The organism is Citrobacter sp. RHB35-C21, assembly GCF_013816515.1.
In the GTDB taxonomy this organism is placed as follows: Bacteria; Pseudomonadota; Gammaproteobacteria; order Enterobacterales; family Enterobacteriaceae; genus Citrobacter; species Citrobacter braakii.
Genome location: NZ_CP057148.1, coordinates 121,821 through 148,729, shown reverse-complemented (window position 1 = coordinate 148,729; position 26,909 = coordinate 121,821). Strand labels below are relative to the sequence as shown.

General features: G+C 49.2%; 21 protein-coding genes and 1 pseudogene. 11 read left to right on the top strand and 11 right to left on the bottom strand.

The features are described from left to right. Positions 1 to 17 precede the first annotated feature (17 nt). From HVZ39_RS25705 to HVZ39_RS25685, 5 genes are all read right to left on the bottom strand, one after another. A complete protein-coding gene (locus tag HVZ39_RS25705) occupies positions 18 to 251 on the bottom strand; it encodes a hypothetical protein (RefSeq protein WP_048227260.1) in 234 nt (77 codons plus the stop codon). Continuing rightward, positions 248 to 1,024 carry a site-specific integrase gene (locus HVZ39_RS25700; RefSeq protein ID WP_048227271.1) on the bottom strand — a complete coding sequence of 259 codons (777 nt, stop codon included), beginning with the start codon at positions 1,022 to 1,024 and terminating at the stop codon, positions 248 to 250. The genes HVZ39_RS25705 and HVZ39_RS25700 overlap by 4 nt, the downstream gene beginning before the upstream one ends. A gap of 4 nt (positions 1,025 to 1,028) precedes the next feature. After that, positions 1,029 to 1,973, bottom strand: coding sequence for a hypothetical protein (locus HVZ39_RS25695; RefSeq protein ID WP_048227259.1), 945 nt, complete (start codon positions 1,971 to 1,973; stop codon positions 1,029 to 1,031). 559 nt (positions 1,974 to 2,532) lie between these two features. Beyond that, a complete protein-coding gene (locus HVZ39_RS25690; protein WP_106671844.1) occupies positions 2,533 to 5,652 on the bottom strand; it encodes a hypothetical protein in 3,120 nt (1,039 codons plus the stop codon). Positions 5,653 to 5,966: 314 nt separating this feature from the next. Then, positions 5,967 to 6,941 carry a sensor domain-containing diguanylate cyclase gene (locus HVZ39_RS25685; protein WP_004213565.1) on the bottom strand — a complete coding sequence of 325 codons (975 nt, stop codon included), beginning with the start codon at positions 6,939 to 6,941 and terminating at the stop codon, positions 5,967 to 5,969. Positions 6,942 to 7,577: 636 nt separating this feature from the next. On the opposite strand from HVZ39_RS25685, the gene HVZ39_RS25680 reads away from it, so the two are divergent. Next, entirely contained in the window at positions 7,578 to 8,486 is a 909-nt protein-coding gene (locus HVZ39_RS25680; RefSeq protein ID WP_106671866.1) for an HNH endonuclease, read from the top strand. A 387-nt stretch (positions 8,487 to 8,873) separates the two neighbouring features. On the opposite strand, the pseudogene HVZ39_RS25675 reads toward HVZ39_RS25680, so the two are convergent. From HVZ39_RS25675 to silR, 4 genes and pseudogenes are all read right to left on the bottom strand, one after another. Continuing rightward, a pseudogene (locus HVZ39_RS25675) lies at positions 8,874 to 9,211 on the bottom strand (DUF305 domain-containing protein). A 143-nt stretch (positions 9,212 to 9,354) separates the two neighbouring features. Next, the gene (silE, locus tag HVZ39_RS25670; RefSeq protein WP_000790483.1) at positions 9,355 to 9,786 is read right to left on the bottom strand and encodes a silver-binding protein SilE; all 432 of its coding nucleotides are present in this window, start codon (positions 9,784 to 9,786) and stop codon (positions 9,355 to 9,357) included. A gap of 250 nt (positions 9,787 to 10,036) precedes the next feature. Next, a complete protein-coding gene (gene silS / locus HVZ39_RS25665) occupies positions 10,037 to 11,512 on the bottom strand; it encodes a copper/silver sensor histidine kinase SilS (RefSeq protein WP_106671846.1) in 1,476 nt (491 codons plus the stop codon). Next, complete coding sequence (gene silR / locus HVZ39_RS25660; protein ID WP_001572351.1) at positions 11,505 to 12,185, bottom strand: copper/silver response regulator transcription factor SilR; 681 nt, start codon at positions 12,183 to 12,185, stop codon at positions 11,505 to 11,507. The genes silS and silR overlap by 8 nt, the downstream gene beginning before the upstream one ends. Positions 12,186 to 12,374: 189 nt before the next feature. On the opposite strand from silR, the gene silC reads away from it, so the two are divergent. The 7 genes from silC (at position 12,375) to HVZ39_RS25625 (ending at position 22,035) form a co-directional block, all read left to right on the top strand. Beyond that, positions 12,375 to 13,760 (top strand): Cu(+)/Ag(+) efflux RND transporter outer membrane channel SilC, encoded by a 1,386-nt coding sequence (silC, locus tag HVZ39_RS25655; protein WP_106671850.1) that lies wholly within the window; start codon positions 12,375 to 12,377, stop codon positions 13,758 to 13,760. 28 nt (positions 13,761 to 13,788) lie between these two features. Further along, positions 13,789 to 14,142: a cation efflux system protein CusF gene (gene cusF, locus HVZ39_RS25650; RefSeq protein ID WP_001246153.1), complete on the top strand. Its 354-nt coding sequence runs from the start codon at positions 13,789 to 13,791 to the stop codon at positions 14,140 to 14,142. A gap of 113 nt (positions 14,143 to 14,255) precedes the next feature. Then, positions 14,256 to 15,548 (top strand): Cu(+)/Ag(+) efflux RND transporter periplasmic adaptor subunit SilB, encoded by a 1,293-nt coding sequence (gene silB, locus HVZ39_RS25645; protein WP_001485328.1) that lies wholly within the window; start codon positions 14,256 to 14,258, stop codon positions 15,546 to 15,548. 10 nt (positions 15,549 to 15,558) lie between these two features. Further along, positions 15,559 to 18,705, top strand: a complete 3,147-nt coding sequence (silA, locus tag HVZ39_RS25640) for a Cu(+)/Ag(+) efflux RND transporter permease subunit SilA (protein WP_110246277.1) — start codon at positions 15,559 to 15,561, stop codon at positions 18,703 to 18,705. 85 nt (positions 18,706 to 18,790) lie between these two features. Beyond that, the gene (locus tag HVZ39_RS25635) at positions 18,791 to 19,231 is read left to right on the top strand and encodes a DUF411 domain-containing protein (protein WP_106671853.1); all 441 of its coding nucleotides are present in this window, start codon (positions 18,791 to 18,793) and stop codon (positions 19,229 to 19,231) included. Positions 19,232 to 19,328: 97 nt separating this feature from the next. After that, the gene (gene silP / locus HVZ39_RS25630) at positions 19,329 to 21,797 is read left to right on the top strand and encodes an Ag(+)-translocating P-type ATPase SilP (RefSeq protein ID WP_143194471.1); all 2,469 of its coding nucleotides are present in this window, start codon (positions 19,329 to 19,331) and stop codon (positions 21,795 to 21,797) included. A 40-nt stretch (positions 21,798 to 21,837) separates the two neighbouring features. Continuing rightward, on the top strand, positions 21,838 to 22,035 hold the full coding sequence (locus HVZ39_RS25625) for a DUF2933 domain-containing protein (RefSeq protein ID WP_000843494.1): 198 nt from the start codon (positions 21,838 to 21,840) through the stop codon (positions 22,033 to 22,035). A gap of 33 nt (positions 22,036 to 22,068) precedes the next feature. Here the strand turns inward: HVZ39_RS25625 and HVZ39_RS25620 are convergent, their stop codons facing one another. Both HVZ39_RS25620 and HVZ39_RS25615 read right to left on the bottom strand, forming a co-directional pair. Beyond that, positions 22,069 to 22,806 carry a peptidoglycan DD-metalloendopeptidase family protein gene (locus HVZ39_RS25620; protein ID WP_106671857.1) on the bottom strand — a complete coding sequence of 246 codons (738 nt, stop codon included), beginning with the start codon at positions 22,804 to 22,806 and terminating at the stop codon, positions 22,069 to 22,071. Positions 22,807 to 23,074: 268 nt separating this feature from the next. Beyond that, positions 23,075 to 23,524: a hypothetical protein gene (locus HVZ39_RS25615; RefSeq protein ID WP_008786776.1), complete on the bottom strand. Its 450-nt coding sequence runs from the start codon at positions 23,522 to 23,524 to the stop codon at positions 23,075 to 23,077. Positions 23,525 to 23,751: 227 nt separating this feature from the next. Here HVZ39_RS25615 and pcoA point away from each other — a divergent pair, with 227 nt between their 5' ends. The 3 genes from pcoA to pcoC are packed head-to-tail and all read left to right on the top strand — an operon-like array spanning position 23,752 to position 26,885. Beyond that, on the top strand, positions 23,752 to 25,569 hold the full coding sequence (pcoA, locus tag HVZ39_RS25610) for a multicopper oxidase PcoA (protein WP_008786777.1): 1,818 nt from the start codon (positions 23,752 to 23,754) through the stop codon (positions 25,567 to 25,569). A gap of 5 nt (positions 25,570 to 25,574) precedes the next feature. Further along, on the top strand, positions 25,575 to 26,465 hold the full coding sequence (pcoB, locus tag HVZ39_RS25605; protein ID WP_181633735.1) for a copper resistance outer membrane transporter PcoB: 891 nt from the start codon (positions 25,575 to 25,577) through the stop codon (positions 26,463 to 26,465). A 39-nt stretch (positions 26,466 to 26,504) separates the two neighbouring features. After that, entirely contained in the window at positions 26,505 to 26,885 is a 381-nt protein-coding gene (pcoC, locus tag HVZ39_RS25600; protein WP_000025662.1) for a copper resistance system metallochaperone PcoC, read from the top strand. Positions 26,886 to 26,909 lie beyond the last annotated feature (24 nt).

The window sequence follows — 26,909 nt, the reverse complement described above, 5'->3', positions numbered from 1 at the left end:
ATGCTGGCGTTTTCCTGTTAACGTTCATGCTGAGTGTAGTTTAAGCGAAACAGTGGCGGAGTTGCATCCGGAAACACCTGCACCTGCATCCGCACAACAGATGGCCCGGCAATGATACATTTCTGCATAATGGTAAAACCAACCCAAGCACAGCCATCACCGAAAACCCCTCGTCGGTTCAGAACTGGCTTCTGAACCGACGAGGGGTTGGACAAGCCCGTCGGGCGCGGCAGGCCGTTATCAGGACTCATAGAGCGCCTTTCAGCATAGCCACCGCCTCGGTCTCCGGCATCTGAAATTGCACCCGGTGGCGCGCCGCGACATCAAGCGCAAACACCTTCGTATACACCTCTGTCGAGCTGACCGACTTGTGTCCCATTAAACTCTGCAGCACCTTCAGCGGGATACCAGCGTACAGCATATGCATGGCGTAGGAATGGCGGAACGTATGCGGGGTCACCGGCACCGAGAACGTTACTCCGTCGGCAGCAGCAGCATCAACGGCTTCGCCGATCCAGGTTCGCACGGTCCGGTCGGTGATGTCCCAGATGCGGGCCTTCTCGGTTCTGCCGGTGCGTTTATTGCGTCGCTCAAGCGGTATCTTCAGCGTAGCCACCATCATCTGCAGCTGGCTGATGTACTGGCTGTCTGAAAGCGGAACCAGGCGATGCGCCTGGATGCCGGCTGGCGCGCGGCCTGCCGTTCTGGCCGCTTTCTCGGCCCGTTGTTTGAGGGTAGCCAGCTGCACAAACGGCCAGGGCGGCGCCAGGGAAAAATCGCTTCGGGTCAGAGCCAGCGCCTCATTAATACGCGCGCCGGTATTCCAGAGCGTCGCCAGCAGCATCTTACGGTGCAGATCCGGGACATAATGGAGCAGGGCGCTGATCTCCGGTGCCAGCAGGTATTTCGGGAGCTCATCCTGGACAATCGCCATCTGGCGCAGGGCCAGCGCCGCCGGGTAATCGATGGCCACCGGTAGCTGCGCCGTGGACAATACAGAGACGCCGGGCAGGGCCGGAAGCATGGGATTACTCATTATGTTCAGCCGCACGCGCATCAGCAACATCCTGAGTCCGGGCTTCCGCCACGTCCTTCAGTACCAGTGACCAGCCGCCTTTAAACCATCCCCCCGGATCTTCGCCACTGAGTACCTGCTGCAGCCAGCAGGAAGGGGAACGACGCTTTGCTTCACGGAACCAGACCGGATGGTGCTGTCCCATCACGGACCAGAAATCAAAATCCGGCTCCGGGGGGGAGAACACATACGTATTCATGACTAGATTTCCGCAGTGTTGTCTGAGGAACAACAAAAATTCTTTCAGGTTTCCGTACCCCCCCGACCCCATACCGGCACCGAGGAAAAACGCCTCTGTGACCACTCCGGCAGTGATACGACCGTTCTGCTCATGCTGGCGCAGGACCATCAGGGTGCCATCATGGCGCCCACCATCGATGCGGATGAATTCAAAGACATACCGTTCATCATCGTCCGGGAAGAAAAATCCCTCCCAGCTGACACCGGAATACGTCCCCAGTATCACCAGCGGGAACATCATCCCGTCACCGGTGGTCAGCCAGTCTGCACTGGTGCCGAACCGGCTTTCAATCCGTTCAGCCAGAGCAAGGGTTAACTCGCCGGCGCCATCGATACAGTCCAGGAGCAGTCCCGGGGATACATTTAACCAGTGTGCTATCCGTACCTGGTCGGCGATGCGTGTCGGCCCGACATGCCCTGAACCGGGGAAAAAACCGTCAGCGGACAGGCGATCAAACAGGGCTCGCAGACGCCCGCCACATTCCTTCTGCCACTGTTGCCGGCTGGAGAGGATTGCGGGTGAGATGGTCCCGACAGGATACTGTCTGGCCAGCGCCAGGCGGATCTCCCCTTCGAGGGAACGTTCATTTTTCATTGCTGACTGCTCAATGCGTGCAAACAGCGCATCATCCACATTTCTGGCCTGGATCTTCGCCATGACTTCCTCCTTATACAAAATGTATTCAGTGGCGGTAAAAATATGCAGGAGCGAACATGAGGCTTTATTTACCATTAATGAATAATATGTATACATTATGATTCTTTTTGCATACAAGTAAAGAAAAGTGCATTTGATAAGCAATAAAACAGTCACGTCGTTAAATTACCGGACGGCGGTTATCGGATGATCCGATTTTCCTGAATATAAGAGGTTTCCGGAAGTGTACCACGGTCACTGAATAAGCGAAGCGGTCTTTTCTGTCACTATATGCCGGGTCACGGGAAAGAGTTAAACACTATATATAGAAGAAAAGGCAGCTGCTGACGTGGCACATGTTGTGTTTCTCTGCCGCCACGCCCCGGTAGTGTTCTGAAAGATCCGGAACAACCAGAAATCGGATCTGCGGAGAAGATAAGAAAGATTATTGCCGGACAGTCACAAAAAACGACAGATTGTTGTAATTAGTAGATTATTGCTTGTCGTGGCATAAAAATTGGTATTTTTTGATTTACTGGCAATTAAACAGCGACCCGTTACAGGGTCGCCAGATTTCGGTTCAGATATGTTCAAAACGAGCCACAAGAGGACCTGTAACCTGCATGTCCATTTCCCACAGCGTTTTCATCACTCCCTCTAGAGGATCATCGCTGCTGCGGTAGAATGTATTGAAAAGAGTGCCATCAGGATACCTGAACAGTTTGAGCTCACCAAATGATTCACTACTGATGAGGAGTGAATAATCCAGCCTGCGGTTATGCACCTGGTAAATCTGACAATTATTGATCCTGAACGGCAGGGAATTGACGCCTCTGGCAGACACATCAACATGTATGTCTAAGGCGGCATGTCTTTCTCGCTGATATATTAACTCCCTAAGCTCCTCACTGAAGCGGGTTCCATATATCACAAGAATATAATTATTCTGATCTGCTGAGGCTTTAGCAACTTTTTTAATTATGTCTTCAAGGCTGTTAATCTTCATGACTAATCTGGCTTGTGATCTCCCCAGCAAATAATGCAGCCCGTGAAGAATATTTCTCTTCACTTCTGATACAGATGGGAAGTTACCATAAATATTATGATTAAGGCCTTTAGCTACGTAATCTTTTGTAACTCCGACAGGAATATACCTCATTTTCCAGTTATGATGATACTTTGAATCTTCTGTAAATCTGAAATGTGTTAATAGAATATCCTCATGCAAAGCACCTGGGAACTCCTCCGTAAGACGGATATCTGTATTCCTGAGACGCTCTGTGTCAACTTCAGCGGCAATAATATCTGCTGCAATACTGCGATTGAATACTTCAATGTATTTATCCACTATATCATTAAATAAAATAACATTCGCGGCATAATCCTCCTCTGGAATAATATAACCTGAATATGGAACAAGGGGGTCTCGCTTCATTCCTTTCAGAATGGTGACTGCTCTGGATTTGCTGAAATAAGAAAACAACCCTCCAGCCAGGGCCTCATTAACCCGCTGCGTAACCTGTTCTCCAGGTCTGGCAAGTTTTATAGCCAGTAAAGAAAACGCCCCGTAGAGGCTCCCTAAATCGTCTCTTACTCCAGTGTAAGTCCGCCCGGGAATGAGACGCTTGTCATTGAATGAGTTCATCGCCTCAATTGTTTCTGATAAACCGCTGTACCAGCTCGCATCTGTATGATGATTGCAATGTTCAATTCTTAATATCATATCAATGATATCGACAGCGTTTCTGAACTCCGGAGTTAATGTGTCATAAGTATCTCTCTCTTCGAATAATTTCGAGGTAATAAGGTGATTTACAAGGTCGGCTATATCTATGTTTTGTTGTGGTTCAAAATGCGCGATAAGATAACCTGAGATCAGCAAGCGCATATCAGACAACGCATTTGCAAACATGATGGACAGTGCAGCCTTCTCTTTATACAAATTGCCCCTGAGTAAGGTTTTCCATTGTGAGTTTGTCTCCTCCAGAGACAGATAATCCGGGGTCAGAAAGAAACTGTGCCAGCGATACTCCTCCTCCCAGTGCCGTGTAAATCGGCTCTGACTGTGCCAGAGACAGAGAACATCATGAGCATATTTCGTGGACGACGTATTATCAGCAACCAATGGCGGGATAAGCAGACAAACGGTGTTATGCAGGTGGTACATCAGGCGGCCGGCAAAATCTTTACTTTCGGATTTGCCAATGATTAATCCCATACTCCAGCCTTCCCACAGACCTATAAAGCTGCGAATAAGTTCCTGGTGCGTCTGCTCCTGACTGGCCGAAAGGGAGACTCCGAGGCCGGCTTTCCATTCGTTAAGTACATGCCATACTCTAAAGAGCGACAATGTAAATTGTTTGAAGTCTGTAAAACTGGTGCTGTCAGATTTTTTGTAAACCTGCAATGGAATATACATGGCTTCATGAAAATATTCGCCTGACGTTTCGGTTGATTTTACCGTTTCACGAATAAATTTTCTCAAGTCATAGTGGAATGAATCACTGAATGAAGGACCGAATCCAGATTCTTTTACTTCATCAAGAAGGTTTCCTCCATCCTCATGGGCAAAGCTTCGTTTAATAGAGGTGTAGGTATCTGTTAACCGGTTAACTCCAGTTCTGAAAACACCAATATTTTTGTCGTTGAGTGCATCGTATGCTTCACCAAAAAAATCAAAGGTTATATCATCCAGGCTCCTGCTTTTCTCTGGCTGGCCTGTCACAATACAACGCTTGTATAAACTGCACCAGAGAGTTGAAAGGGGCTTGATACCTGTCGAGGATAATATCGTCAATTCACCAGGTTGGTCACCAAACGATGGTAAAATGATTATCTTTGCATCCTTCCCGCCAACAGTTTTTAGCCTTTTAAGAAGAAACAAAAGTGGTCTGATATGTATATCTAAAACAACATCATTCTTGTTTACATCGCATTGAATGTGCTCCATTTCTTCCTTACCTGATACAGAGTAAGGAAGTATTTTGATTTCACCAAGATAGTTCTCACCGATATGATAACCAGGATAGCGTATCCAGGCCTGAGCATATGCTTTGTAAATGTAGCCATTCACTATCTGTGCCAGAAAATATTTATTCATCAGACGATCGCGCTTATCTTCATCCAACACGTTCAGACTGGTGATGAAGAACCAGATAGATAAAACGATATTGAACAACATCCATAGAAACGCAGTGGCGGCGAAAGCGGTATTGAGATATTTATCTCCTAAGGAGGAAGTCATACCACTGAGCAGAATAAAAGCCGCAAGCGATAAACCACTCAGCCCGGAAAACATATACCCTGAATACAGTTGATAAGCAGACTGAATATGGATCCTGGCAGACTTTTTCTGAAACAGAACGCTGATCAAGCCAACAACCAACGGAAATACAATCCCTATAATAGTCAGCTGGCTGCCCAGTAAATTTGACATCCATCCAGGAAGTTCGGTTATTTTTTCAAAATGCTGGAGCGCAAACGGATGTAAAACAGGACGTAAACATATAACCACTCCGAGAGCGACAGCAGCAATAGCCCAGAGAAAAAGCATAGCCCGAATGTAATGGGTGGACGAGGCAACAAGTATCCGTTCCACCAGGTTCCAACTGAGGTTTTTGCGGTCCCGATTGGATTTCAGACGCCGGTGTAGCTCGGTCCGGACCTGCCATGAGACACTTTTGAGAAATTTACCAAGCATAGATGCCCTGAATTATCCGTAAAAATTCTATGAATAATAAGTGGTAAGCAACTTTTTTTCTCTGGAAAAATGTTGCTCGATTCCCACTTATCCCAGATACGTCCTCCAGTCCTCCGGGTTTACCTTTTTTCGGATCTCAGAAGTGGAGAAGAGGAATTATTGCAGCATGGACACAAAAAACGAGTAATTGTTGCGATGAGTGGACTATTGCACCATGAGCAAATATAAATGACTTTATGCGTCCTGCGGTTAAATATATTGTTCATGCCGTCCGGCTGAACCCCGGGTCAGGGGATCAGCCGGGAAGGAGAACGTCACGGTTCTGTTTTCCGCGACAGGGTCTTTCTTTTTTTCTTCAGGTACATCACTTCGTCACATTTACCGATCATCTCCGCCAGTGTCGTATAATGGTCTGCGTTATTGATCAGTTCGCCAAAGGAATAATTGATGTTGTAGGGCTTGCCCGAGGTGTCATTGTAATGATCGAGACTGGCACTCAGCGCGTGCAGATAAGACTGAGTGTTACCGTTTCGCCGGATCAGGGCGGCAAACTCATCCCCGCCGAGGCGGCCTGCTATTTCACCCGGTTCAAGGTGCTGATGTAAAAAGCCGGCAAAGATCTTCAGCACCTCGTCACCTTCCGCGTGTCCCCAGAGATCGTTAACCGGTTTGAACCTGTCCAGATCGAAATAGATGAGGCTGAACGACGCATCCTGCCGGTTCATTGCGCGGAAGAGTTTTTCGCCGGCGCGGTAAAACCCGCGCCGGTTGGGAATGCCCGTCAGGCTGTCCGTCATGGCCATGCTGATGGCCTCGAATTCGTCCTCCACGATACAGGCCAGGTCCCGGAGGGACGCAATGTCCTCATCCGTGAAGGCGCGGGGAACGGTGTGGATCAGGCACAGCGTGCCGGCCACCGTGCCGTCCGGCAGGCTCACCGGCTGGCCGGCGTAGAACCGGATGTGTGGCTCACCGGTAACCAGGGGATTATCGTGAAATCGCGCATCGGCAGCCGCATCGTGAATGATAAAAGGCCCTTCCTGCAGAATGGCGTGCCCGCAGAACGAAATATCACGTGGAGTTTCGCGCACGCCGACGCCCTGGCAGGCGAGGAGCCACTGGCGCTCGCGATCCAGCAGGCTTATCAGGGCCACCGGGACCTGAAAGGCTTTGCGGGCCAGCCGCGTCAGGCGTTCAAAACGCTCATCGTCACGGGTATCAAGAAGGCCGGTAATATACAGGGACTTCAGCCTCTGTTCTTCATTCTCCGGTATACCGGGTGCCTGCATGTAATCTCCTGGTATGTACAAAGTATATATGCAGATGAAAAGGTGTTTGGATCTGACTGAGTGTAATTATAGTTCACGACTTATCTGCCAGCGGCTGAACTTCAGGTACAGGAATTCACGTTTATCACTCGTACTAGACTCTCCGGAGGACCAGGGGAATGACCGGGTCTGTTACGGTGAGGGAATCTGTAAACCTCAGGATTTTTGCCGGGAAAGTACGTACAACTGCTATCTTGATTAGTAAATGTTAAAATTTGTAGGTATCCACCCGTTAAACAAAATGATTAATATTTAAAAATACTCGTTGAACACCCGTGCCGTAATAATGAAGTACATTAAAAACGTTATCCGGTCATGTGAAGCTGAGACCGTCTCTTCGTCATGTAAAATGCCGTACTTTCTTTGTCGTGAAGAATGACCGGGTTAAGTCCATAAGGTTGAGAGGAAGTCTGCTGATGTGATACGCTCAAGGCGAGATTTATCTCAGTGAGAACTCACGGCAACAAAAAGTTTTTGGACAACAAAACACAAAGTTGTTTTGGACTGTAGGAGTCCAAGAGACAATGACATTACATACAACGCCGTGTAACGGATTTTACATTATTACAAAGCCTGTGTTACAAGAGAGTTATGGACATGATTGAAAAAATATGTGAAGTAATTGATGGTGAATACGTCTGTGATATAGATATTAGCATTGAAGAATGGAAGATTTTATTAAGGGATAAAAAAGTTTTTGATGACAAAAGTATTGCAGCGTTAAAAAAATGGTTCATTGAGCCAGACCATTCCTGTACATGTTTCGATATCGGCAAGAAGTACGACCTGCACAGTATGAGTGCTAATGGTGTAATCAATGGGTTGGGTGGAAGAGTTCAGAAGCAGCTTGGCCGATTCGAGGTTAAAGGAGTCGGAAAGATTGCTTCCGGGACAAAATTCATTACAGTCATGAAAAGTAGAGAAATTAAAGGAAACCCAAAGCGAAATTTATGGACTATCCGTGAAGAACTTGTTCAGGCAATAAAAGAACTAGATTTTTTTAGTACGAACGAAAGCTCAAGCATTGATTTTTACTCAGATAATGATTTGATCACTGCTCTAGAAGAAAGTAATCACTTTGACGTTACTCAGACATTTGAGTATAGCGAAAAAGCGAAACCTAAGAAAGCTGCAATAGAAGTCAAAAATGGACTCTCATACCCAAGAAGTAAATCTGTTTCAAAAAATGCGCTTAACAAAGCTGATTATAAATGTGAAATTAATTGCGACCATCCAACGTTCAGAAGGCGAAACTCTCCTCTAAATTACACAGAACCTCATCACATTGTCCCGATGTCAAAGCAAGACTATTTTGAGAATTCACTGGATGTGGAAGAGAATATCATATCACTATGTTGCAACTGCCATAAACAAATTCATCTTGGCAAGGGGTTTGAAGATATGTTGAGGAAAATATATGCCGAGCGGAAAGATGTATTAAAAAAAGCGGGAATCGAGATATTATTAGAGGATTTGATTCTTTTTTACAAGATGGAAGGTAATTGATCTTCGAGAAGATGCATGCTTATTTTTATTTTTTTAGCAATGAATGTGAAATACTGCCTGGCTATCAATCCTGTCATGTGGTTCAGATTTATGGGGGAGGATTTTAATATTTTACCAGCATGGCATGTCGATCAATCGGTTAAGTATAGCGCCAGGTAACCAGACGGATTTTCCCTCTCAGGCGGGAGTCGTTATCCATCGTCCAGTACCTGATTAAAAGTAGGAGTAATTACAAGAAAATTAAATTGTATGACTATTATTTCCGTTCAGAAAAGAAAGTTACATTAAAAACCCGAAATTATTAGGGTTATTAATTAGTTAAGTGCTATATATTTTCGTGTCCGGGGGTACCCTAAGAGGGGGCGCAAGACAACACTCCAGTGTTCATTATTTATGACTGTCAAGCCATTTATTCATCTGCTCAATTTCACCTTTTTGAGCTTTAATGATGTCCTGCGCAAGCTTTCTCATTTCGGGATCTTTTCCGTATTTGAGCTCGGTCTCAGCCATTGCGATTGCCCCTTCATGGTGTGCGATCATACCTTTTGCAAAGGCCTTATCGGGATTGGATTCATTAACGGCGGCCATCATTTTTTCATGCCAGCCATATATTCCTGTGATGATGCCGATGAGTGCATATCTGACATTTTCATTTCCGAATGTTCAGCAGAAATGGCTGGCAGGGATAACATTAATATTACAAAAAGGGTGTTTTTGATTTTCATATAATAATTCCTTTCAGACAGGTACCGGTTAAGTGTAGCTGAGTCAGACAAAAAAGCCCCCTGACGGGGGGCAAAAATGTAGCAACGTTGTTTCAGGAAAATCTATCAGGGAAAAGGTAACAGCACGGATACTACCGTCGCATTCAGCCTGCATTGATCATGCGGCGGTGCGCTTCGGCCATGGCCTGATGTGGGCCGGATTGCCCGTTATTCATGAATTCATGGGCAACCGCTGCTCTTTCATGCTCATTCATCGCCGCGTAAGACGTTGACGGGACGGTCGTGGATACCGTGTTATTTCCCATCATCTTCTGATGACTTTCCACCATTTTCTGGTGCGCATCCGCCGAGCCGTTCGTCATGGTTTCATGAGCAATAATGGCCTGTTCATGCTGGTCCATACCGGTCATACGAGGAGCAGTCCCCTGGATCCCGACAGGAGCCGCAGCAGACTGCATCTGGTGAGCAGGAGCCTGTGCATTGTTGACGCGATCATGGATATTCACGGTTTCAGTGGCCCAGGCCGATGAAATTAAACCAAAGCCCAGCAAAGATGCTAATACGATATTTTTCATGATAACTCTCCATTTCTGAATTAGTGATGTCCGGGGAAGTACAACCGGTGTTTTCAGTTCCATAACTGAAACAAGTTCGGCAGCGTTTATTTCTCCGGAAGAGGGCTGGATATTCATTTCCTGGCGTACTCTGACGCCGGGTATTGATGAAGCAATCCAGCCTTCCTGATAAGTTGCACTAATTATATCGAATGGCTTCTGTTTGCTGCATGACAGGCTAATGACATCTTTGTCATTTACATCTTTATTTTCAGCATTGGGTTTCCGGGATCATTTTCTCCAGTCTGGGCACGGATAAGATAAAACGCGTGGAGCGTACGTCTGATTCCACCTGCACTCTTCCGTGATGTGCTTCCACGATTGACTTCACAATCGCAAGGCCGATGCCGCTGCCTTCTCCTTTTCGTTGTCTGGATGGATCCACCCGATAAAAACGGTCAAACAGCCTTGATAAATGTTCTTCAGGGATCGGTTTCCCCGGATTTTCAATCACAAGGTCAAAAAAGCTCTCCTGCTCTCTTATTGAGACGGTGATTGCCTGTCCCTCCGGGGTATAACGCAGGGCATTGGATAACAGATTATTGATCGCCCTTCTGAACATTTGTGGATCTCCCTCAACCAGGCAGGGCATCCCGTCAAATTTGAGCATAATATTGCGTTCTTCGGCCCAGGCTTCGAAAAACTCGAAGACTTTCATGACTTCCGCTCTGAGGTCAAACATGACCCTGTCAGGTATCAGCTGATTATTGTCTGCCTGCGCCAGGAACAGCATGTCGCTGACCATTTTGGTCATCCGGTTATACTCTTCCAGGCTGGAGTAGAGGACATCCTCAAGTTCCTTCTGGGTTCGATCCTGACTCAGCGCGATTTCAGTCTGTGTCACCAGATTGGTGATGGGCGTTCTGATCTCGTGCGCGATATCGGCAGAGAAATTGGCCTGGCGGGTAAAAACATCCTCAATCTTTCCAATCATATGATTGAACGAGATAACCAGCTGCTCCAGCTCAATGGGAACGCGTGTCGGTTCCAGCCGCGCATCAAGATTCTCGGAGGTGATGTTTTTAATGGCATTGCTGACATTACGAAGGGGCAGGTGCCCCTGACGGACAGCAATGCGAATGATCAGAACAATCAGCAGGCTTATCACGACGGCAATCGCAATCAGATTTTTTTTCAGCGCATCGAGGTAATGGAGATGGAAATTAATGGAGAGGCCAGTCAGCATGACATAGTTCTGCTGTTTGCCCTGAAATGTCGCCTGGCCAGAGGAGGCGATAATCCGGTACGTTTCCATCTTCATTCCGGACCCGGTATCCATCGGTCCCGCAGGATCCTCCACCGTCCAGAGAAAGACATCCCGTGCGCGGCTGTGCTCGCTAAAATCGGCTGAATTCACGGCCGGGCGTAGTGCTGCCCCCTGCGCAGAGCTGTACAGCACCTCACCCCGGGGATTGAGGAGCAAAAGGGCAACGTTGCGGTAGCTGGCGATCGATTCCTTTATTTTGCTTACTTTTTTTTCATCCGGATCTGCCGGGGACTGGAGTATACGGCTCAGTGTGGTGCTGATTTGTTGCAGATCGCTGACATCCTGCTCGGCAAAATGCTTTTCAACAGAATGCAGCATAAACCAGGTGAAGGCGATAAACGCCAGTATTGTGGACAGGCTGATAAAAAAGGTCAGCCGCAGAGCGAGTGAGAAAGGTCGTCTGGACGGTTTGCTATGCATCCGGGATCTCCAGCATGTAGCCCACGCCCCGCACTGTCTGGATCAGTTTTGTCCCGTAATCGTTGTCTATTTTAGCGCGGAGTCGCTTTACTGCGACATCAATCGCGTTAGTGTCGCTGTCAAAATTCATGTCCCAGACCTGAGAGGCAATCAGGGAGCGGGGAAGAACTTCTCCCTGATGGCGAATGAAGAATTCCAGCAAGCTGAACTCTTTACTGGTGAGCACAATGCGGTTCCCGGCGCGGCTGACTTTTCTGGATACGAGATCAACCGAGAGGTCAGCCACTTTAAGCTGGCTTTCCGTGATCATCGTGTTTCCCCGCCTGAGGAGGGTTCTTACCCGGGCGAGCAGTTCAGCAAACGCAAAGGGCTTCACCAGATAATCGTCCGCACCCAGCTCAAGTCCTTTGACCCTGTGTTCAATCGTGCCAAGGGCCGTCAGCAGTAATACCGGCATCCCCTTTCCGGCACTGCGCAGCATACGGATGATATCCCAGCCGTTTACATCAGGCAGCATGATATCCAGGATGACTAAATCATACTCGGCTGTCATGGCAAGATGATATCCGGTCAGACCATTATCAGCGTGATCCACGACGAACCCCGCCTCTGTCAGCCCCTTGCTGAGATATTCACCTGTTTTAATTTCGTCTTCAACGATTAATATTTTCATCATGCTCCCCGGCTGGCTGCTAATGTCATTTTATTGCGCCCACGATCGTTATCAACGGATTACAGCAAAAATGACAACATTGTCATTATCCTGTCACCCGGCAAACAGAGAGCGTTCGGTAAAGTATCCCTATCAATACTCTGGACTTCGTTTGAACCATTTACCAGGTCTGCCTGTACGAGAAGCGTTATGTTCAAATTAAAATTACTCAGCATCAGTACCATATTCATCCTGGCTGGTTGTGTTTCTCTGGCACCTGAATATCAGCGTCCGCCAGCTCCGGTTCCCCAGCAGTTTTCATTGTCTAAAAACAGTCTGACGCCTGCGGTAAACAGCTATCAGGATACGGGCTGGCGAAACTTTTTTGTCGATCCCCAGGTCAGCAGGCTGATCAGTGAAGCCCTGAATAATAACCGTGATTTGAGAATGGCTGCCCTGAAGGTTGAAGAGGCCCGGGCCCAGTTCAACGTCACGGATGCAGATCGTTATCCCCAACTGAATGCCTCATCCGGGATCACATACAACGGTGGTCTGAAAGGTGACAAGCCGACCACACAGGAGTACGACGCGGGTCTGGAGCTCAGCTATGAGCTCGATTTTTTTGGCAAACTTAAGAACATGAGTGAGGCTGATCGCCAGAACTACTTTGCCAGCGAAGAAGCCCGTCGTGCCGTACACATCCTGCTGGTCTCCAACGTTTCACAGAGCTATTTCAGCCAGCAACTGGCGTACGAACAACTCCGTATTGCGCGGGAAACGCTGAAAAATTATGAACAGTCCTATGCTTTCGTTGAGCAACAGCTCGTGACCGGGAGTACGAACGTTCTGGCACTTGAACAGGCGAGAGGACAAATCGAAAGTACCCGCGCCGAAATAGCCAAACGAGAAGGCGATCTGGCTCAGGCAAACAATGCCCTGCAACTGGTGCTGGGAACGTACCGCGCACTTCCGTCAGAAAAAGGGATGAAAGGCGGGGAGATCGCACCAGTAAAATTGCCACCAAATCTGTCTTCACAAATTTTGCTGCAGCGACCGGATATTATGGAAGCGGAATATCAGCTGAAAGCGGCTGATGCCAATATTGGCGCAGCGCGAGCGGCCTTTTTCCCCTCCATTACCCTGACCAGTGGTCTTTCCGCAAGCAGTACGGAGCTGTCAAGCCTGTTTACGTCAGGAAGTGGAATGTGGAATTTTATCCCTAAAATTGAAATTCCTATTTTTAATGCTGGCAGGAATAAAGCCAATCTGAAGCTGGCTGAAATTCGCCAGCAACAATCGGTGGTTAATTACGAACAAAAAATTCAGTCAGCCTTTAAGGATGTTTCCGACACGCTTGCGCTGCGCGACAGCCTTAGCCAGCAACTTGAGTCACAGCAGCGTTATCTTGATTCACTTCAGATAACTCTCCAGCGTGCCAGAGGATTATATGCAAGTGGTGCTGTCAGTTACATCGAAGTGCTGGATGCAGAACGTTCCCTCTTCGCTACGCAGCAAACCATTCTCGATCTTACCTATTCCCGACAGGTTAACGAAATTAATCTGTTTACCGCGCTGGGTGGCGGTTGGGTAGAGTAAATTTATTTAATTAATCAGGAAATTAAAAATGCGTAATTCACTTAAAGCCGTTTTATTTGGTGCCTTCTCTGTCATGTTTTCTGCCGGTCTTCATGCTGAAACACATCAGCATGGCGATATGAATGCTGCCAGTGATGCTTCGGTACAGCAGGTTATCAAGGGCACCGGTGTCGTTAAAGACATTGATATGAATAGTAAAAAGATTACCATTTCGCACGAAGCAATCCCTGCTGTGGGCTGGCCTGCAATGACCATGCGCTTCACTTTTGTTAATGCAGACGACGCTATCAATGCCCTGAAAACCGGCAACCATGTCGATTTCTCGTTTATTCAGCAGGGCAATATCTCCTTACTCAAAAGCATTAACGTTACGCAATCCTGATTATCAGTCCGGAGCGAATACATCCAGTGCGCCTGAACATTCATTAAGGGATTACTGTGAATGAATGATCGGGCGCATATGCCAGGTGTTTTGATTTTTCAGCGAGAAATTGTATGGCTTCTTTAAAGATAAAATATGCTGCAATAATTATCAGCAGCCTCATAGCAGGGGGGCTGATATCGGTTACTGCCTGGCAGTATGTAAACTCATCACAAAAAACAGTACAAACCGAACAAAAGGCACCGGAGCGAAAGGTACTTTTCTGGTATGACCCGATGAAACCGGATACCAAATTTGATAAACCCGGAAAATCTCCCTTTATGGATATGGACCTGGTGCCGAAATATGCTGATGAAAGTGGCGATAAAAGCAGTGGCGGGATCCGTATCGATCCAACCCAGGTTCAGAATCTGGGATTAAAAACGCAAAAAGTTACGCGAGGAATGCTGAATTATTCCCAGACAATCCCGGCTAATGTCAGTTACAACGAGTATCAGTTTGTCATTGTGCAGGCGCGTTCTGACGGTTTCGTCGAAAAAGTGTATCCCCTGACGATTGGCGATCATGTGAAGAAAGGCACTCCGCTTATCGATATCACCATTCCTGAATGGGTTGAGGCACAAAGTGAGTTCCTGCTGTTATCCGGTACAGGCGGTACGTCAACCCAGATAAAAGGGGTTCTGGAGCGACTTCGTCTGGCTGGTATGCCGGAAGAGGATATTCAAAGGCTGCGTTCAACCCGCACAATCCAGACCCGTTTTACCATTAAAGCACCTATTGATGGTGTCATTACTGCATTTGACCTGCGCACCGGCATGAATATTTCGAAAGATAAAGTAGTGGCTCAGATTCAGGGGATGGACCCGGTCTGGATCAGCGCTGCAGTGCCAGAATCTATCGCCTATCTGCTGAAAGATACGTCGCAGTTTGAAATTTCGGTACCGGCTTATCCGGATAAAACATTCCATGTCGAAAAATGGAACATTCTTCCCAGCGTGGATCAGACAACCCGTACGCTTCAGGTCCGTCTCCAGGTTTCTAATAAGGATGAGTTTCTCAAGCCGGGCATGAATGCCTATCTGAAACTGAATACCAAGAGCCAGGAGATGCTGCTGATACCAAGCCAGGCCGTTATCGATACCGGCAAAGAACAGCGCGTGATTACTGTTGATGATGAAGGCAAGTTTGTGCCGAAACAGATCCACGTTCTGCATGAATCACAGCAACAGTCCGGCATTGGCTCCGGCCTGAATGAAGGCGATACCGTGGTGGTCAGTGGCCTGTTCCTCATTGACTCCGAAGCCAATATTACGGGCGCGCTGGAACGTATGCGCCACCCTGAAAAAACAGAAAACAGTATGCCAGCAATGTCTGAGCAGCCTGTAAATATGCATTCAGGGCACTGAGGAGACGACGATGATTGAATGGATTATCCGGCGCTCTGTCGCCAACCGTTTCCTGGTCATGATGGGCGCACTGTTTCTCAGCATCTGGGGCACATGGACGATAATTAACACGCCGGTCGATGCGCTGCCTGACCTGTCAGATGTGCAGGTCATTATTAAAACCAGCTATCCCGGACAGGCCCCGCAGATTGTAGAAAACCAGGTCACCTATCCGCTTACCACCACCATGCTGTCCGTACCTGGCGCAAAAACCGTGCGTGGCTTTTCACAGTTCGGTGATTCGTATGTGTATGTCATTTTTGAAGACGGCACCGATCTGTACTGGGCCCGTTCGCGCGTGCTGGAATACCTGAATCAGGTTCAGGGCAAACTGCCTGCGGGTGTGAGCTCTGAAATCGGCCCGGACGCCACGGGAGTGGGCTGGATATTTGAATATGCCCTTGTCGATCGCAACGGAAAACACGACCTTTCAGAACTGCGCTCTCTGCAGGACTGGTTCCTGAAATTTGAGCTGAAAACCATCCCGAACGTGGCTGAGGTCGCTTCGGTTGGCGGCGTGGTGAAACAGTACCAGATTCAGGTCAATCCGGTAAAACTGTCCCAGTACGGTATCAGCCTGCCCGAAGTGAAACAGGCACTTGAATCGTCTAACCAGGAGGCCGGTGGCTCATCCGTTGAAATGGCCGAAGCGGAGTATATGGTCCGTGCCAGCGGTTATCTTCAGAGCATTGATGATTTTAATAACATCGTCCTGAAAACAGGTGAGAACGGCGTGCCGGTTTATCTGCGGGATGTTGCCCGCGTGCAGACCGGGCCCGAAATGAGGCGTGGTATTGCCGAGCTGAACGGCCAGGGAGAAGTCGCTGGCGGCGTGGTGATCCTGCGGTCGGGTAAAAATGCGCGCGACGTTATCACGGCAGTGAGGGATAAACTGGAGACGCTGAAGGCCAGCCTGCCGGAAGGCGTTGAAATCGTGACCACCTACGATCGCAGCCAGTTAATCGACCGGGCGATTGATAACCTCAGTTACAAGCTTCTTGAAGAGTTTATCGTGGTGGCCATCGTCTGTGCTCTGTTCCTGTGGCACGTACGTTCTGCCCTGGTGGCGATTATCTCTCTGCCGCTTGGCCTGTGTATCGCCTTTATCGTCATGCACTTCCAGGGACTGAACGCCAATATCATGTCGCTGGGAGGGATAGCGATTGCCGTCGGTGCGATGGTGGATGCCGCCATTGTGATGATTGAAAATGCGCACAAACGGCTTGAGGAGTGGGATCATCAGCATCCGGGTGAGCAGATTGACAACGCCACCCGCTGGAAGGTGATTACCGACGCCTCCGTGGAAGTGGGACCCGCGTTGTTCATTAGCCTGCTGATCATCACCCTGTCCTTTATTCCTATCTTTACCCTGGAAGGGCAGGAAGGTCGTCTGTTTGGCCCGCTGGCATTCACGAAAACGTACTCCATGGCGGGAGCGGCCGCACTGGCCATCATCGTCATTCCTATTCTGATGGGATTCTGGATCCGGGGGAAAATTCCTGCCGAGACAAGTAACCCCCTGAACCGGGTGCTGATCAAAGCGTATCATCCTTTGCTGCTGCGGGTCCTCCACTGGCCAAAAACAACCCTGCTGGTTGCGGCCTTGTCCATTTTCACGGTTATCTGGCCACTGAGTCAGGTGGGCGGTGAATTTCTGCCGAAGATTAACGAGGGCGATCTGCTGTATATGCCGTCGACCTTGCCTGGCGTCTCTCCGGCAGAAGCTGCAGCGCTCCTGCAGACAACAGACAAGTTAATCAAAAGCGTTCCTGAAGTGGCTTCTGTATTTGGCAAGACCGGTAAAGCAGAGACCGCAACGGATTCCGCGCCGCTCGAAATGGTGGAAACCACGATCCAGCTCAAACCTGAGGATCAGTGGCGTCCCGGCATGACAATTGACAAGATTATTGATGAACTCGACAGGACAGTCCGTTTACCGGGTCTGGCAAACCTCTGGGTGCCGCCTATCCGTAACCGTATTGATATGCTCTCAACCGGGATCAAAAGCCCGATAGGTATCAAAGTGTCCGGGACTGTTCTGTCCGATATCGACGCGACGGCGCAGAGTATCGAGGCGGTAGCCAAAACCGTGCCTGGCGTGGTGTCTGTCCTGGCTGAGCGACTTGAGGGCGGGCGCTACATCGATATCGATATCAACCGGGAGAAAGCTTCCCGCTACGGGATGACTGTGGGCGACGTCCAGCTGTTCGTCTCTTCAGCAATCGGTGGGGCTATGGTGGGTGAGACGGTTGAAGGCGTGGCCCGGTACCCTATTAACATTCGCTATCCGCAGGATTACCGTAACAGTCCGCAGGCGTTGAGAGAGATGCCAATCCTGACCCCAATGAAGCAGCAAATTACGCTGGGCGATGTTGCCGATATTAAGGTCGTTTCCGGACCAACCATGCTGAAAACCGAAAATGCCCGGCCAGCCAGCTGGATTTATGTTGATGCCCGCGGCAGGGACATGGTGTCGGTGGTGAACGATATTAAGACGGCCATCAGTGAGAAAGTGAAACTGAGACCGGGGACCAGTGTGGCATTCTCAGGACAGTTTGAATTACTCGAGCACGCCAATAAGAAATTAAAACTGATGGTACCGATGACGGTGATGATCATCTTCATCCTGTTATATCTGGCATTCCGCCGGGCTGATGAGGCCTTACTTATTCTGATGAGCCTGCCGTTTGCCCTGGTTGGCGGGATATGGTTCCTGTACTGGCAGGGCTTCCATATGTCAGTGGCGACCGGAACCGGGTTTATCGCCCTGGCCGGGGTGGCAGCAGAGTTTGGCGTGGTCATGCTGATGTATCTGCGTCATGCCATTGAAGCGCACCCGGAATTGTCCCGTAAAGAGACGTTCACACCGGAAGGCCTTGATGAAGCCCTCTATCATGGTGCCGTACTGCGTGTCCGGCCGAAAGCCATGACCGTGGCGGTGATCATCGCGGGTCTGCTGCCGATACTCTGGGGAACCGGCGCAGGTTCAGAAGTCATGAGCCGTATTGCGGCCCCCATGATTGGCGGGATGATCACAGCTCCGCTGCTGTCCCTGTTCATTATTCCTGCCGCCTATAAACTCATCTGGCTGCGCAGACATAAAAAGAGCGTGTCATAACCCTGAAAGGACACCCCTGCGGGTGTCCTTTTGCATAAATTCACCCTGACGTCAGGGTTTACATCGATAACATACAGAGGTGAGTATGAAAAAAATAATTTTAATGGCCCTGGCTTTTGGCCTTTCACTTCCGGCAATGGCAGGTGAAAAAGTAATAGACATGTACAAGTCTGAAAACTGTGGTTGCTGTTCCCTGTGGGGCAAGGCGATGGAAAAGGACGGGTTTGAGGTACGGACCCACGTCATGAATGATCAGGCTCTGTCAGCCCTGAAAGAAAAATATGCTGTTCCTGCAGGACTACGAAGTTGTCATACCGCGGTTGCCGGTAATTTGATCATTGAAGGCCATGTGCCTGCGACAACGATACATAAAGCAATGCAGTCTGGTTCGGGTATACACGGTCTCGCCACCCCCGGTATGCCTGCAGGAAGTCCGGGAATGGAGATGGGAGCCCGGAAAGAGGCTTACGATGTTATCGCATTCTCACCGGATGGAAGTAAAATAGTCTTCCAGCGAATCGAATAGTCAGCGGAACGGCTGATAACGGGACGCCGGCAGCAAGCACTCCTGTGCCGGCGACATTCGTGGTAATCGCATCCATGACATACCCTGAAGACAGAAGATGCTTCAGGTATGCATAAGGAGAGTTACTGTGAAAAATGACAATGCAGTGCAACACAACAACCAGAGTGCTTCTGAACAGACATTATCCCCGGACGAGAGTCACGTATTGCATAAGGTGAGAGATCCCGTGTGCGGGATGGAAATCCTGCCCGATAAGGCGCACAGCAGCATTCGATACCAGGACTATCAGCTTTATTTCTGCTCCGCCAGCTGTGAGAGCAAATTTAAAGCCCATCCCGATCGTTATCTTACCGAAGATGCCAGTGAACGTTCCCATCACCATCACCACGAAGTCAACCCTGATCAGATAAAACAGCCTCACCACCAGGCGGAGAAAGATACTTCTGGAGGTGTGTGGACATGTCCGATGCACCCGGAGATACGCCGTAGTGGTCCCGGAAGCTGTCCTGTCTGTGGAATGGCACTGGAACCGCTCGTAGCCACGGCATCCACGGGGCCGAGTGATGAACTTCGCGACATGACAAGACGCTTCTGGCTGGGGTTGTTGCTGGCGTTTCCGGTTCTGATACTCGAAATGGGATCTCATCTGTTTCCCGCTTTGAGGAATACAGTACCGCCACAGTACAACACGTGGCTGCAGTTACTTCTGGCCTCTCCTGTCGTGTTGTGGTGTGGCTGGCCATTCTTCGCCCGGGCCGGAATGTCGTTGCGTAACCGCTCCCTGAATATGTTTACTCTCGTTGCAATGGGGACCGGTGTAGCCTGGGTGTACAGCGTCATTGCAACCGTCTTCCCTTCCTGGTTTCCTGCATCGTTCAGAAACATGGATGGCCTGGTGGCCGTTTATTTTGAAGCCGCCGCTGTTATCACGGTGCTTGTTCTGCTGGGACAGGTCCTTGAATTACGCGCAAGGGAACAAACGTCGGGCGCCATTACCGCACTTCTGAACCTTGCTCCCAAAACCGCCAGACGACTGGATGATGATGGTCATGAAACGGACATTAATGCTGAAGATGTCCTGCCTGGCGATAAGCTCCGCATCAGGCCTGGAGAGAGTGTTCCGGTCGACGGTATCGTGATCAAAGGCAAAACGGCCATTGATGAATCGATGGTAACCGGGGAGTCAATGCCGGTTACCAAAACGGAGGGTGACCCTGTCATCGGCGGGACCATTAATCAGACAGGTAGTCTTATCATCCGTGCAGAGAAAGTCGGTGATGAAACGATGCTCTCACGAATTGTTCAGATGGTCGCTGATGCACAGCGTTCGCGTGCCCCCATCCAGAGAATGGCTGACAGCGTCTCAGGCTGGTTTGTTCCTCTGGTGATACTTATCGCGGTTGTTGCTTTCGTGATCTGGTCTGTCTGGGGGCCCGAGCCCAGGATGGCGCACGGTCTCATTGCGGCTGTGTCGGTCCTGATTATTGCCTGTCCCTGCGCGCTGGGGCTGGCCACGCCGATGTCGATAATGGTGGGGGTGGGCAAAGGAGCCCAGGCCGGGGTGTTAATCAGGAATGCCGAAGCCCTTGAGCGCCTTGAAAAAGTGGACACGCTGGTTGTCGATAAAACAGGCACGCTCACGGAAGGTGCGCCGACGGTGACAGGGATTATCAGTCTCAGTCCGGGTGGTGAAACATCTCTTTTACGTGTAACGGCCGCAGTGGAAAAAGGCTCGCAGCATCCGCTGGGTATGGCAGTAGTTAAAGCAGCACAGGAAAAGGGGATCGCGATACCCGCAGTCACTCATTTCAATGCCCCGTCGGGTAAAGGTGTCTCAGGCGATGTTGAAGGTCAACGGGTTGTTATCGGTAATGAGCTGGTTATGCAGGAAAACAGGATCGTTATTGATAATCAAAAGGCCGTTGCAGATACGTTGCGGATGGAAGGCGCTACCGTTATCTATGTGGCCACAGACGGGGACCTTGCAGGCCTGATAGCTATCTCGGATCCCGTGAAAACAACCACGCCGGATGCGCTTAAAGCTTTGCGTCAGGCGGGGATCCGCATTGTTATGCTCACCGGGGATAACCAGCTTACTGCTGAAGCAGTCGCACGGAAACTGGGAATAGATGAGGTTGAAGCCGGAATTCTGCCGGATGGCAAAAAAGCAGTGATAACCCGACTGAAAGAGTCTGGCCATGTGGTTGCGATGGCCGGAGACGGTGTGAATGATGCCCCGGCGCTGGCAGCGGCTGACGTGGGTATAGCCATGGGAACGGGTACAGATGTGGCAATTGAAAGTGCCGGAGTCACCCTTCTCAAAGGCGACTTGATGATACTGAACAGGGCCCGTCATCTGTCAGAGATCACCATGAAAAATATCCGTCAGAATCTGTTTTTTGCATTTATCTACAACGCACTTGGCGTGCCTGTGGCTGCAGGTCTGCTTTATCCTGTGTATGGAATACTGCTGTCGCCAGTTATTGCGGCGGCGGCCATGGCTCTTTCCTCCGTCAGCGTCATTGTGAATGCGTTGCGTCTGAAAAGTGTCAGGCTCGGGAAATAACACTGAGTGAAGGGTCAGTTACGAACAGAAGGAGTCCAGTATGAAAAGTACCACCTATGCGCTTATTGCTGTCGCCGCGATCGCGGCATTTGCCCTCCTGCGCGAACACTGGTCACATGTGGCAGGTTACTGGCCATATCTGTTATTGCTGGTCTGCCCGCTAATGCATCTTTTCCACGGCCACGGAGGGCATGGAGATCATCAACATCACGGAAGTGAAAACGATAAAAAAAATTAATCCGGCAGACGGGGCCGCGTCGCGGTCCCGTTATCAGTCCAGGTATCGTTCGTAGTCTCTGGCATGCGCAAAGGCATGCTGTTCGAGTTTGTTATCAGCGGGTACCGCTGCCCGGAACGCCAGCGAGTTAACAGGATTGTTATTGATGACCAGCTCGTAATGCAGATGAGGACCGGATGAACGTCCGCTGTTACCGGATAACGCAATAGCGCCTCCCCGGGTAACCCTGGCCCCTTTAGTAACGAGTATTTTATTGAGGTGGAGATAGCGAGTTTTAACACCGGCTTTTCCCGTTACTTCAACAAAATATCCCATAGTACTGTTGTATTCGGCCCGGGTGATTTTTCCGTCGATGACGCTAACTATTTTCGTGTTCATGGGCATGGAATAATCAATGCCATTATGGGGACTCACTTTTCCCGATACCGGGTTAAGTCTTGCAGGATTGAAAGGCGAACTGAGTCTTGCTGTGGCCGGTAACGGATAATCGAGACTGCCTTTCCCGGAAGTATCGGAAAGGTTATAGAACTTTTTATCTGATATACGATACGCCGTGTAATTAAATGAACCGGACGTAAATTTATAGGCCACGACACGTGATTTTCCCGCTTTCTTTTGCAGTACGAGTTTTAATGATTCATTTTTTTTCAAATGCCGCAGATTAAACCGGGAAGGCAAGGAGCGCTGAAGAGTAGCGATCTCGTTCGATTCCAGCCCCGAGCGGGTGGCTGAAAGGTAGGCATTTTCTTTTACGACATCGGTAGAATACATTTACTGGAATTCGCCGTTAGCATGAACACTGCGGCGTATGCTAGGGGTTTTCTGGAGGCGTGTCATCTGTCAGTTAATCGGGAGCACCGTTGATGGTCATCATTTTTGTAACATATCTTGTTTCCCGTTTGCTCCTGAAGCTCTGGGAACTGTATGACAGGCCCGATAGTGATGAGTAGCGTTAATTATGCAGGTCACTATGCCGTAACCCCGCATAGTGACCTGCCAGTAAAATCGTCACCTCATCCCAGGGGGGAGCAGAAGTCGCTTACTGCTTGCCGCTTTCATACAATTCTCGAAGTTTTTTTGCCTGTATTTGATGAGCTTCGGCACCTGCATTATTGACACTCTCATGTATAAGTGCAGCTTTCTCACCGGCATTCAGTTCGCTAAAGGATAAGTTTTTTGTGTTTGCTTCACTTTCGTTCAGCATTTTTTTATGTTCCTCAATCATTTTTTGATGTGGATAAGAAGCGCTATTATTCATAAATGAATGAGCAATAATAGCTCTTTCATGTTCATTCATTTCAGAAAACGGAGTCGCTATATCTTTATTTTTTTCATCAGTATTCTGTTCATGCGTAGCCGCGTTCACATGGGAAATTGCAGAGGCATTATTGACGAAACGATGTGCGTCGTGCGCAATGTTACTGGACTGGGCAAAAACCGCCCCGGATAATAAAGAGGTTAACGCAGTGACAGCAATTAATGTTTTCATAATAAAATACCTTTCCTGACAAATAAAAAGAGGCTCACATAATCATATATAAAAATAACAGACACGTGGGAAAGATGACATAAATGTAATATAGCCAGTTACATTACACAATTGTAATGAATTTGTTTTGTAAGGTGTGCTAGCTTCATTTCATTGCAGGAGAATGAATCTAATTCAAATCGGTTCTCTATCTCTGCCATTAACCATATTTTAATTAAGGGATCGCCATGCAACTCAAAACGTCTCGACGAACTTTCCTGAAGGGGTTGACCCTCTCTGGTGTAGCCGGAAGTCTTGGCGTATGGAGCTTCAATGCACGTTCCAGTCTGAGCCTGCCACCTGCAGCATCCCTGGAGGGTACTCAGTTTGACCTGACCATTGGTGAAACGACCGTCAATATCACCGGCAGTCAGCGCCAGGCCAAAACCATCAATGGCGGCCTGCCGGGGCCCGTCCTTCGCTGGAAAGAAGGTGAAACTATTACCCTGAAGGTCAAAAACCGGCTCAATGAGCAGACATCCATTCACTGGCACGGCATTATTCTTCCGGCCAATATGGATGGTGTACCGGGACTGAGTTTTATGGGCATCGAGCCTGATGACACCTACGTCTACACCTTCAAGGTTAAGCAGAACGGGACTTACTGGTACCACAGCCATTCCGGTCTTCAGGAACAGGAAGGGGTATACGGTGCCATTATTATCGATGCCCAGGAGCCTGAACCTTTTGCTTACGATCGTGAGCATGTGATCATGTTGTCTGACTGGACCGATGAAAATCCTCAGCATCTGCTGAAAAAATTAAAAAAACAGTCGGATTACTACAATTTCAATAAACCAACCGTTGGCTCTTTTTTCCGTGATGTGAATACCAGGGGGCTGTCAGCCACCATTGCCGATCGGAAAATGTGGGCTGAAATGAAAATGAATCCAACTGACCTCGCGGATGTCAGCGGTTACACCTACACCTATCTCATGAACGGACAGGCCCCGCTGAAAAACTGGACCGGACTGTTCCGTCCGGGTGAAAAAATACGCTTACGGTTTATCAACGGCTCGGCAATGACCTATTTCGATATCCGCATTCCCGGGCTCAAAATGTCGGTTGTGGCTGCAGATGGTCAGTATGTCAATCCGGTCACCGTTGACGAATTCAGGATTGCAGTTGCCGAAACCTATGATGTCATCGTGGAGCCGCAGGGTGAGGCCTATACCATCTTCGCACAATCCATGGACAGAACCGGTTACGCTCGCGGGACTCTGGCCACAAGAGAGGGGTTAAGTGCTGCCGTTCCCGCTCTCGATCCTCGTCCTCTTCTGACCATGGAAGATATGGGTATGGGAGGAATGGGACATGATATGGCAGGAATGGATCACAGCCAGATGGGAGGCATGGATAACAGCGGACAGATGATGTCTATGGATGGCGCTGACCTGCCGGAAAGCGGGACATCCTCCGCGCCAGTGGACCACAGCAACATGGCCGGTATGGATCATTCCCAGATGGCCGGAATGCCGGGAATGCAAAGTCATCCTGCGTCAGAAACGGATAACCCGCTGGTTGATATGCAGGCGATGAGCGTCTCTCCGAAATTAAACGATCCGGGTATTGGTCTTCGAAATAACGGAAGAAAGGTTCTCACGTACGCGGATTTGAAAAGCCGCTTTGAGGATCCTGACGGACGTGAACCCGGACGAACGATAGAACTGCATTTAACCGGGCACATGGAAAAGTTTGCCTGGTCATTTAATGGCATTAAGTTTTCCGATGCCGCACCTGTGCTGCTGAAATACGGTGAGCGACTCAGAATCACGCTGGTCAACGATACCATGATGACTCACCCCATTCACCTGCATGGTATGTGGAGCGATCTGGAAGATGAAAACGGTAATTTCATGGTGCGTAAACATACAATAGATGTTCCTCCTGGTACCAAACGCAGTTACAGAGTGACAGCAGATGCGCTTGGCCGCTGGGCATATCACTGCCATTTGCTCTATCACATGGAAATGGGAATGTTTCGTGAAGTTCGGGTGGAGGAATGATGCGAATGAAGAGAAATTTTAAGGCCATACCGGTTTTGTTCGCCGGTTTGTTTACCTCACAGGTTTCGATCGCAGCGGGCTCAGTGTCTGCAGACCCCCACGCCGGGCACGACATGTCAGCTATGCAGATGTCAGCGGATGAGAACTTCACTGAGATGACGTCCATGGAGCCCGTTGTGACAGAGAGCAGAACGCCAATTCCGCCAGTTACCAATGCCGACCGAAAGGCTGCATTCGGCAATTTACAGGGGCATGCAATTCACGACAGTGCAATTAATTATCTGGTTCTGCTGGATCAGCTTGAATGGCAACGGTCGGATAACAGCAACAATTTCAGCTGGAGTGTTAACAGCTGGATTGGAGGCGACACTGACCGGCTCTGGCTAAAGAGTGAAGGCGAACGAAGCGGGGGGAAAACGGAGACGGCAGAAGCCCAGCTACTCTGGGGGCATGCGGTTGGCCCATGGTGGGATTTGGTTGCGGGTGTCAGGCAGGATTTCAGACCTGCTTCTGCCCGGACCTGGGCTGCTGTCGGTTTTCAGGGGCTGGCACTCTATAATTTTGAGTCTGAAATTACGGGTTTTGTCAGTAATGGCGGAAAAGCAGCCCTTCGTCTGGGAGGAGAATACGACGTTTTACTGACTAACCGGCTCATACTCCAGCCATCCTATGAGGTGAATTTCTACAGTCAGGATGATGAATCGCGGGGTCGCGGCAGGGGACTGACTGACACAGAGCTGGGGCTCCGGCTGCGCTATGAAATACGCCGTGAGTTTGCACCCTATATAGGCGTTTCCTGGAATCAACTTTACGGGAAAACATCCGATATGGCGAAAAGAGAAGGTGAGAAAGACCATCAGGTAGTATTCCTGGCGGGAGCCAGAATCTGGTTTTAACGCACTGATATAAAACACTCAACTAAACAGGTAAATAAAATGTCGATTTTAAATAAAGCCATTCTTACAGGTGGCCTCGTTATGGGCGTTGCTTTCTCTGCTATGGCCCATCCGGAATTAAAAAGCTCTGTGCCACAGGCTGATTCAGCCGTAGCGGCCCCGGAAAAGATTCAGCTTAATTTCTCGGAAAATCTGACCGTGAAATTCTCAGGTGCAAAATTAACGATGACGGGTATGAAAGGCATGTCATCACATTCTCCGATGCCGGTCGCGGCAAAAGTGGCGCCAGGCGCTGACCCTAAATCGATGGTCATTATTCCGCGAGAGCCTTTACCCGCTGGCACTTATCGTGTTGACTGGCGCGCGGTTTCTTCAGATACGCACCCTATTACCGGTAATTACACCTTTACAGTGAAGTAATATTATGAACGACCTGATTATGAT

Coding starts and splice junctions, on each gene's coding strand:
- HVZ39_RS25705 (WP_048227260.1), bottom strand. CDS start 251: ATGAGTCCTGATAACGGCCTGCCGCGCCCGACGGGCTTGTCCAACCCC.
- HVZ39_RS25700 (WP_048227271.1), bottom strand. CDS start 1,024: ATGCTTCCGGCCCTGCCCGGCGTCTCTGTATTGTCCACGGCGCAGCTA.
- HVZ39_RS25695 (WP_048227259.1), bottom strand. CDS start 1,973: ATGGCGAAGATCCAGGCCAGAAATGTGGATGATGCGCTGTTTGCACGC.
- HVZ39_RS25690 (WP_106671844.1), bottom strand. CDS start 5,652: ATGCTTGGTAAATTTCTCAAAAGTGTCTCATGGCAGGTCCGGACCGAG.
- HVZ39_RS25685 (WP_004213565.1), bottom strand. CDS start 6,941: ATGCAGGCACCCGGTATACCGGAGAATGAAGAACAGAGGCTGAAGTCC.
- HVZ39_RS25680 (WP_106671866.1), top strand. CDS start 7,578: ATGATTGAAAAAATATGTGAAGTAATTGATGGTGAATACGTCTGTGAT.
- silE (WP_000790483.1), bottom strand. CDS start 9,786: ATGAAAAATATCGTATTAGCATCTTTGCTGGGCTTTGGTTTAATTTCA.
- silS (WP_106671846.1), bottom strand. CDS start 11,512: ATGCATAGCAAACCGTCCAGACGACCTTTCTCACTCGCTCTGCGGCTG.
- silR (WP_001572351.1), bottom strand. CDS start 12,185: ATGAAAATATTAATCGTTGAAGACGAAATTAAAACAGGTGAATATCTC.
- silC (WP_106671850.1), top strand. CDS start 12,375: ATGTTCAAATTAAAATTACTCAGCATCAGTACCATATTCATCCTGGCT.
- cusF (WP_001246153.1), top strand. CDS start 13,789: ATGCGTAATTCACTTAAAGCCGTTTTATTTGGTGCCTTCTCTGTCATG.
- silB (WP_001485328.1), top strand. CDS start 14,256: ATGGCTTCTTTAAAGATAAAATATGCTGCAATAATTATCAGCAGCCTC.
- silA (WP_110246277.1), top strand. CDS start 15,559: ATGATTGAATGGATTATCCGGCGCTCTGTCGCCAACCGTTTCCTGGTC.
- HVZ39_RS25635 (WP_106671853.1), top strand. CDS start 18,791: ATGAAAAAAATAATTTTAATGGCCCTGGCTTTTGGCCTTTCACTTCCG.
- silP (WP_143194471.1), top strand. CDS start 19,329: ATGCTTCAGGTATGCATAAGGAGAGTTACTGTGAAAAATGACAATGCA.
- HVZ39_RS25625 (WP_000843494.1), top strand. CDS start 21,838: ATGAAAAGTACCACCTATGCGCTTATTGCTGTCGCCGCGATCGCGGCA.
- HVZ39_RS25620 (WP_106671857.1), bottom strand. CDS start 22,806: ATGTATTCTACCGATGTCGTAAAAGAAAATGCCTACCTTTCAGCCACC.
- HVZ39_RS25615 (WP_008786776.1), bottom strand. CDS start 23,524: ATGAAAACATTAATTGCTGTCACTGCGTTAACCTCTTTATTATCCGGG.
- pcoA (WP_008786777.1), top strand. CDS start 23,752: ATGCAACTCAAAACGTCTCGACGAACTTTCCTGAAGGGGTTGACCCTC.
- pcoB (WP_181633735.1), top strand. CDS start 25,575: ATGAAGAGAAATTTTAAGGCCATACCGGTTTTGTTCGCCGGTTTGTTT.
- pcoC (WP_000025662.1), top strand. CDS start 26,505: ATGTCGATTTTAAATAAAGCCATTCTTACAGGTGGCCTCGTTATGGGC.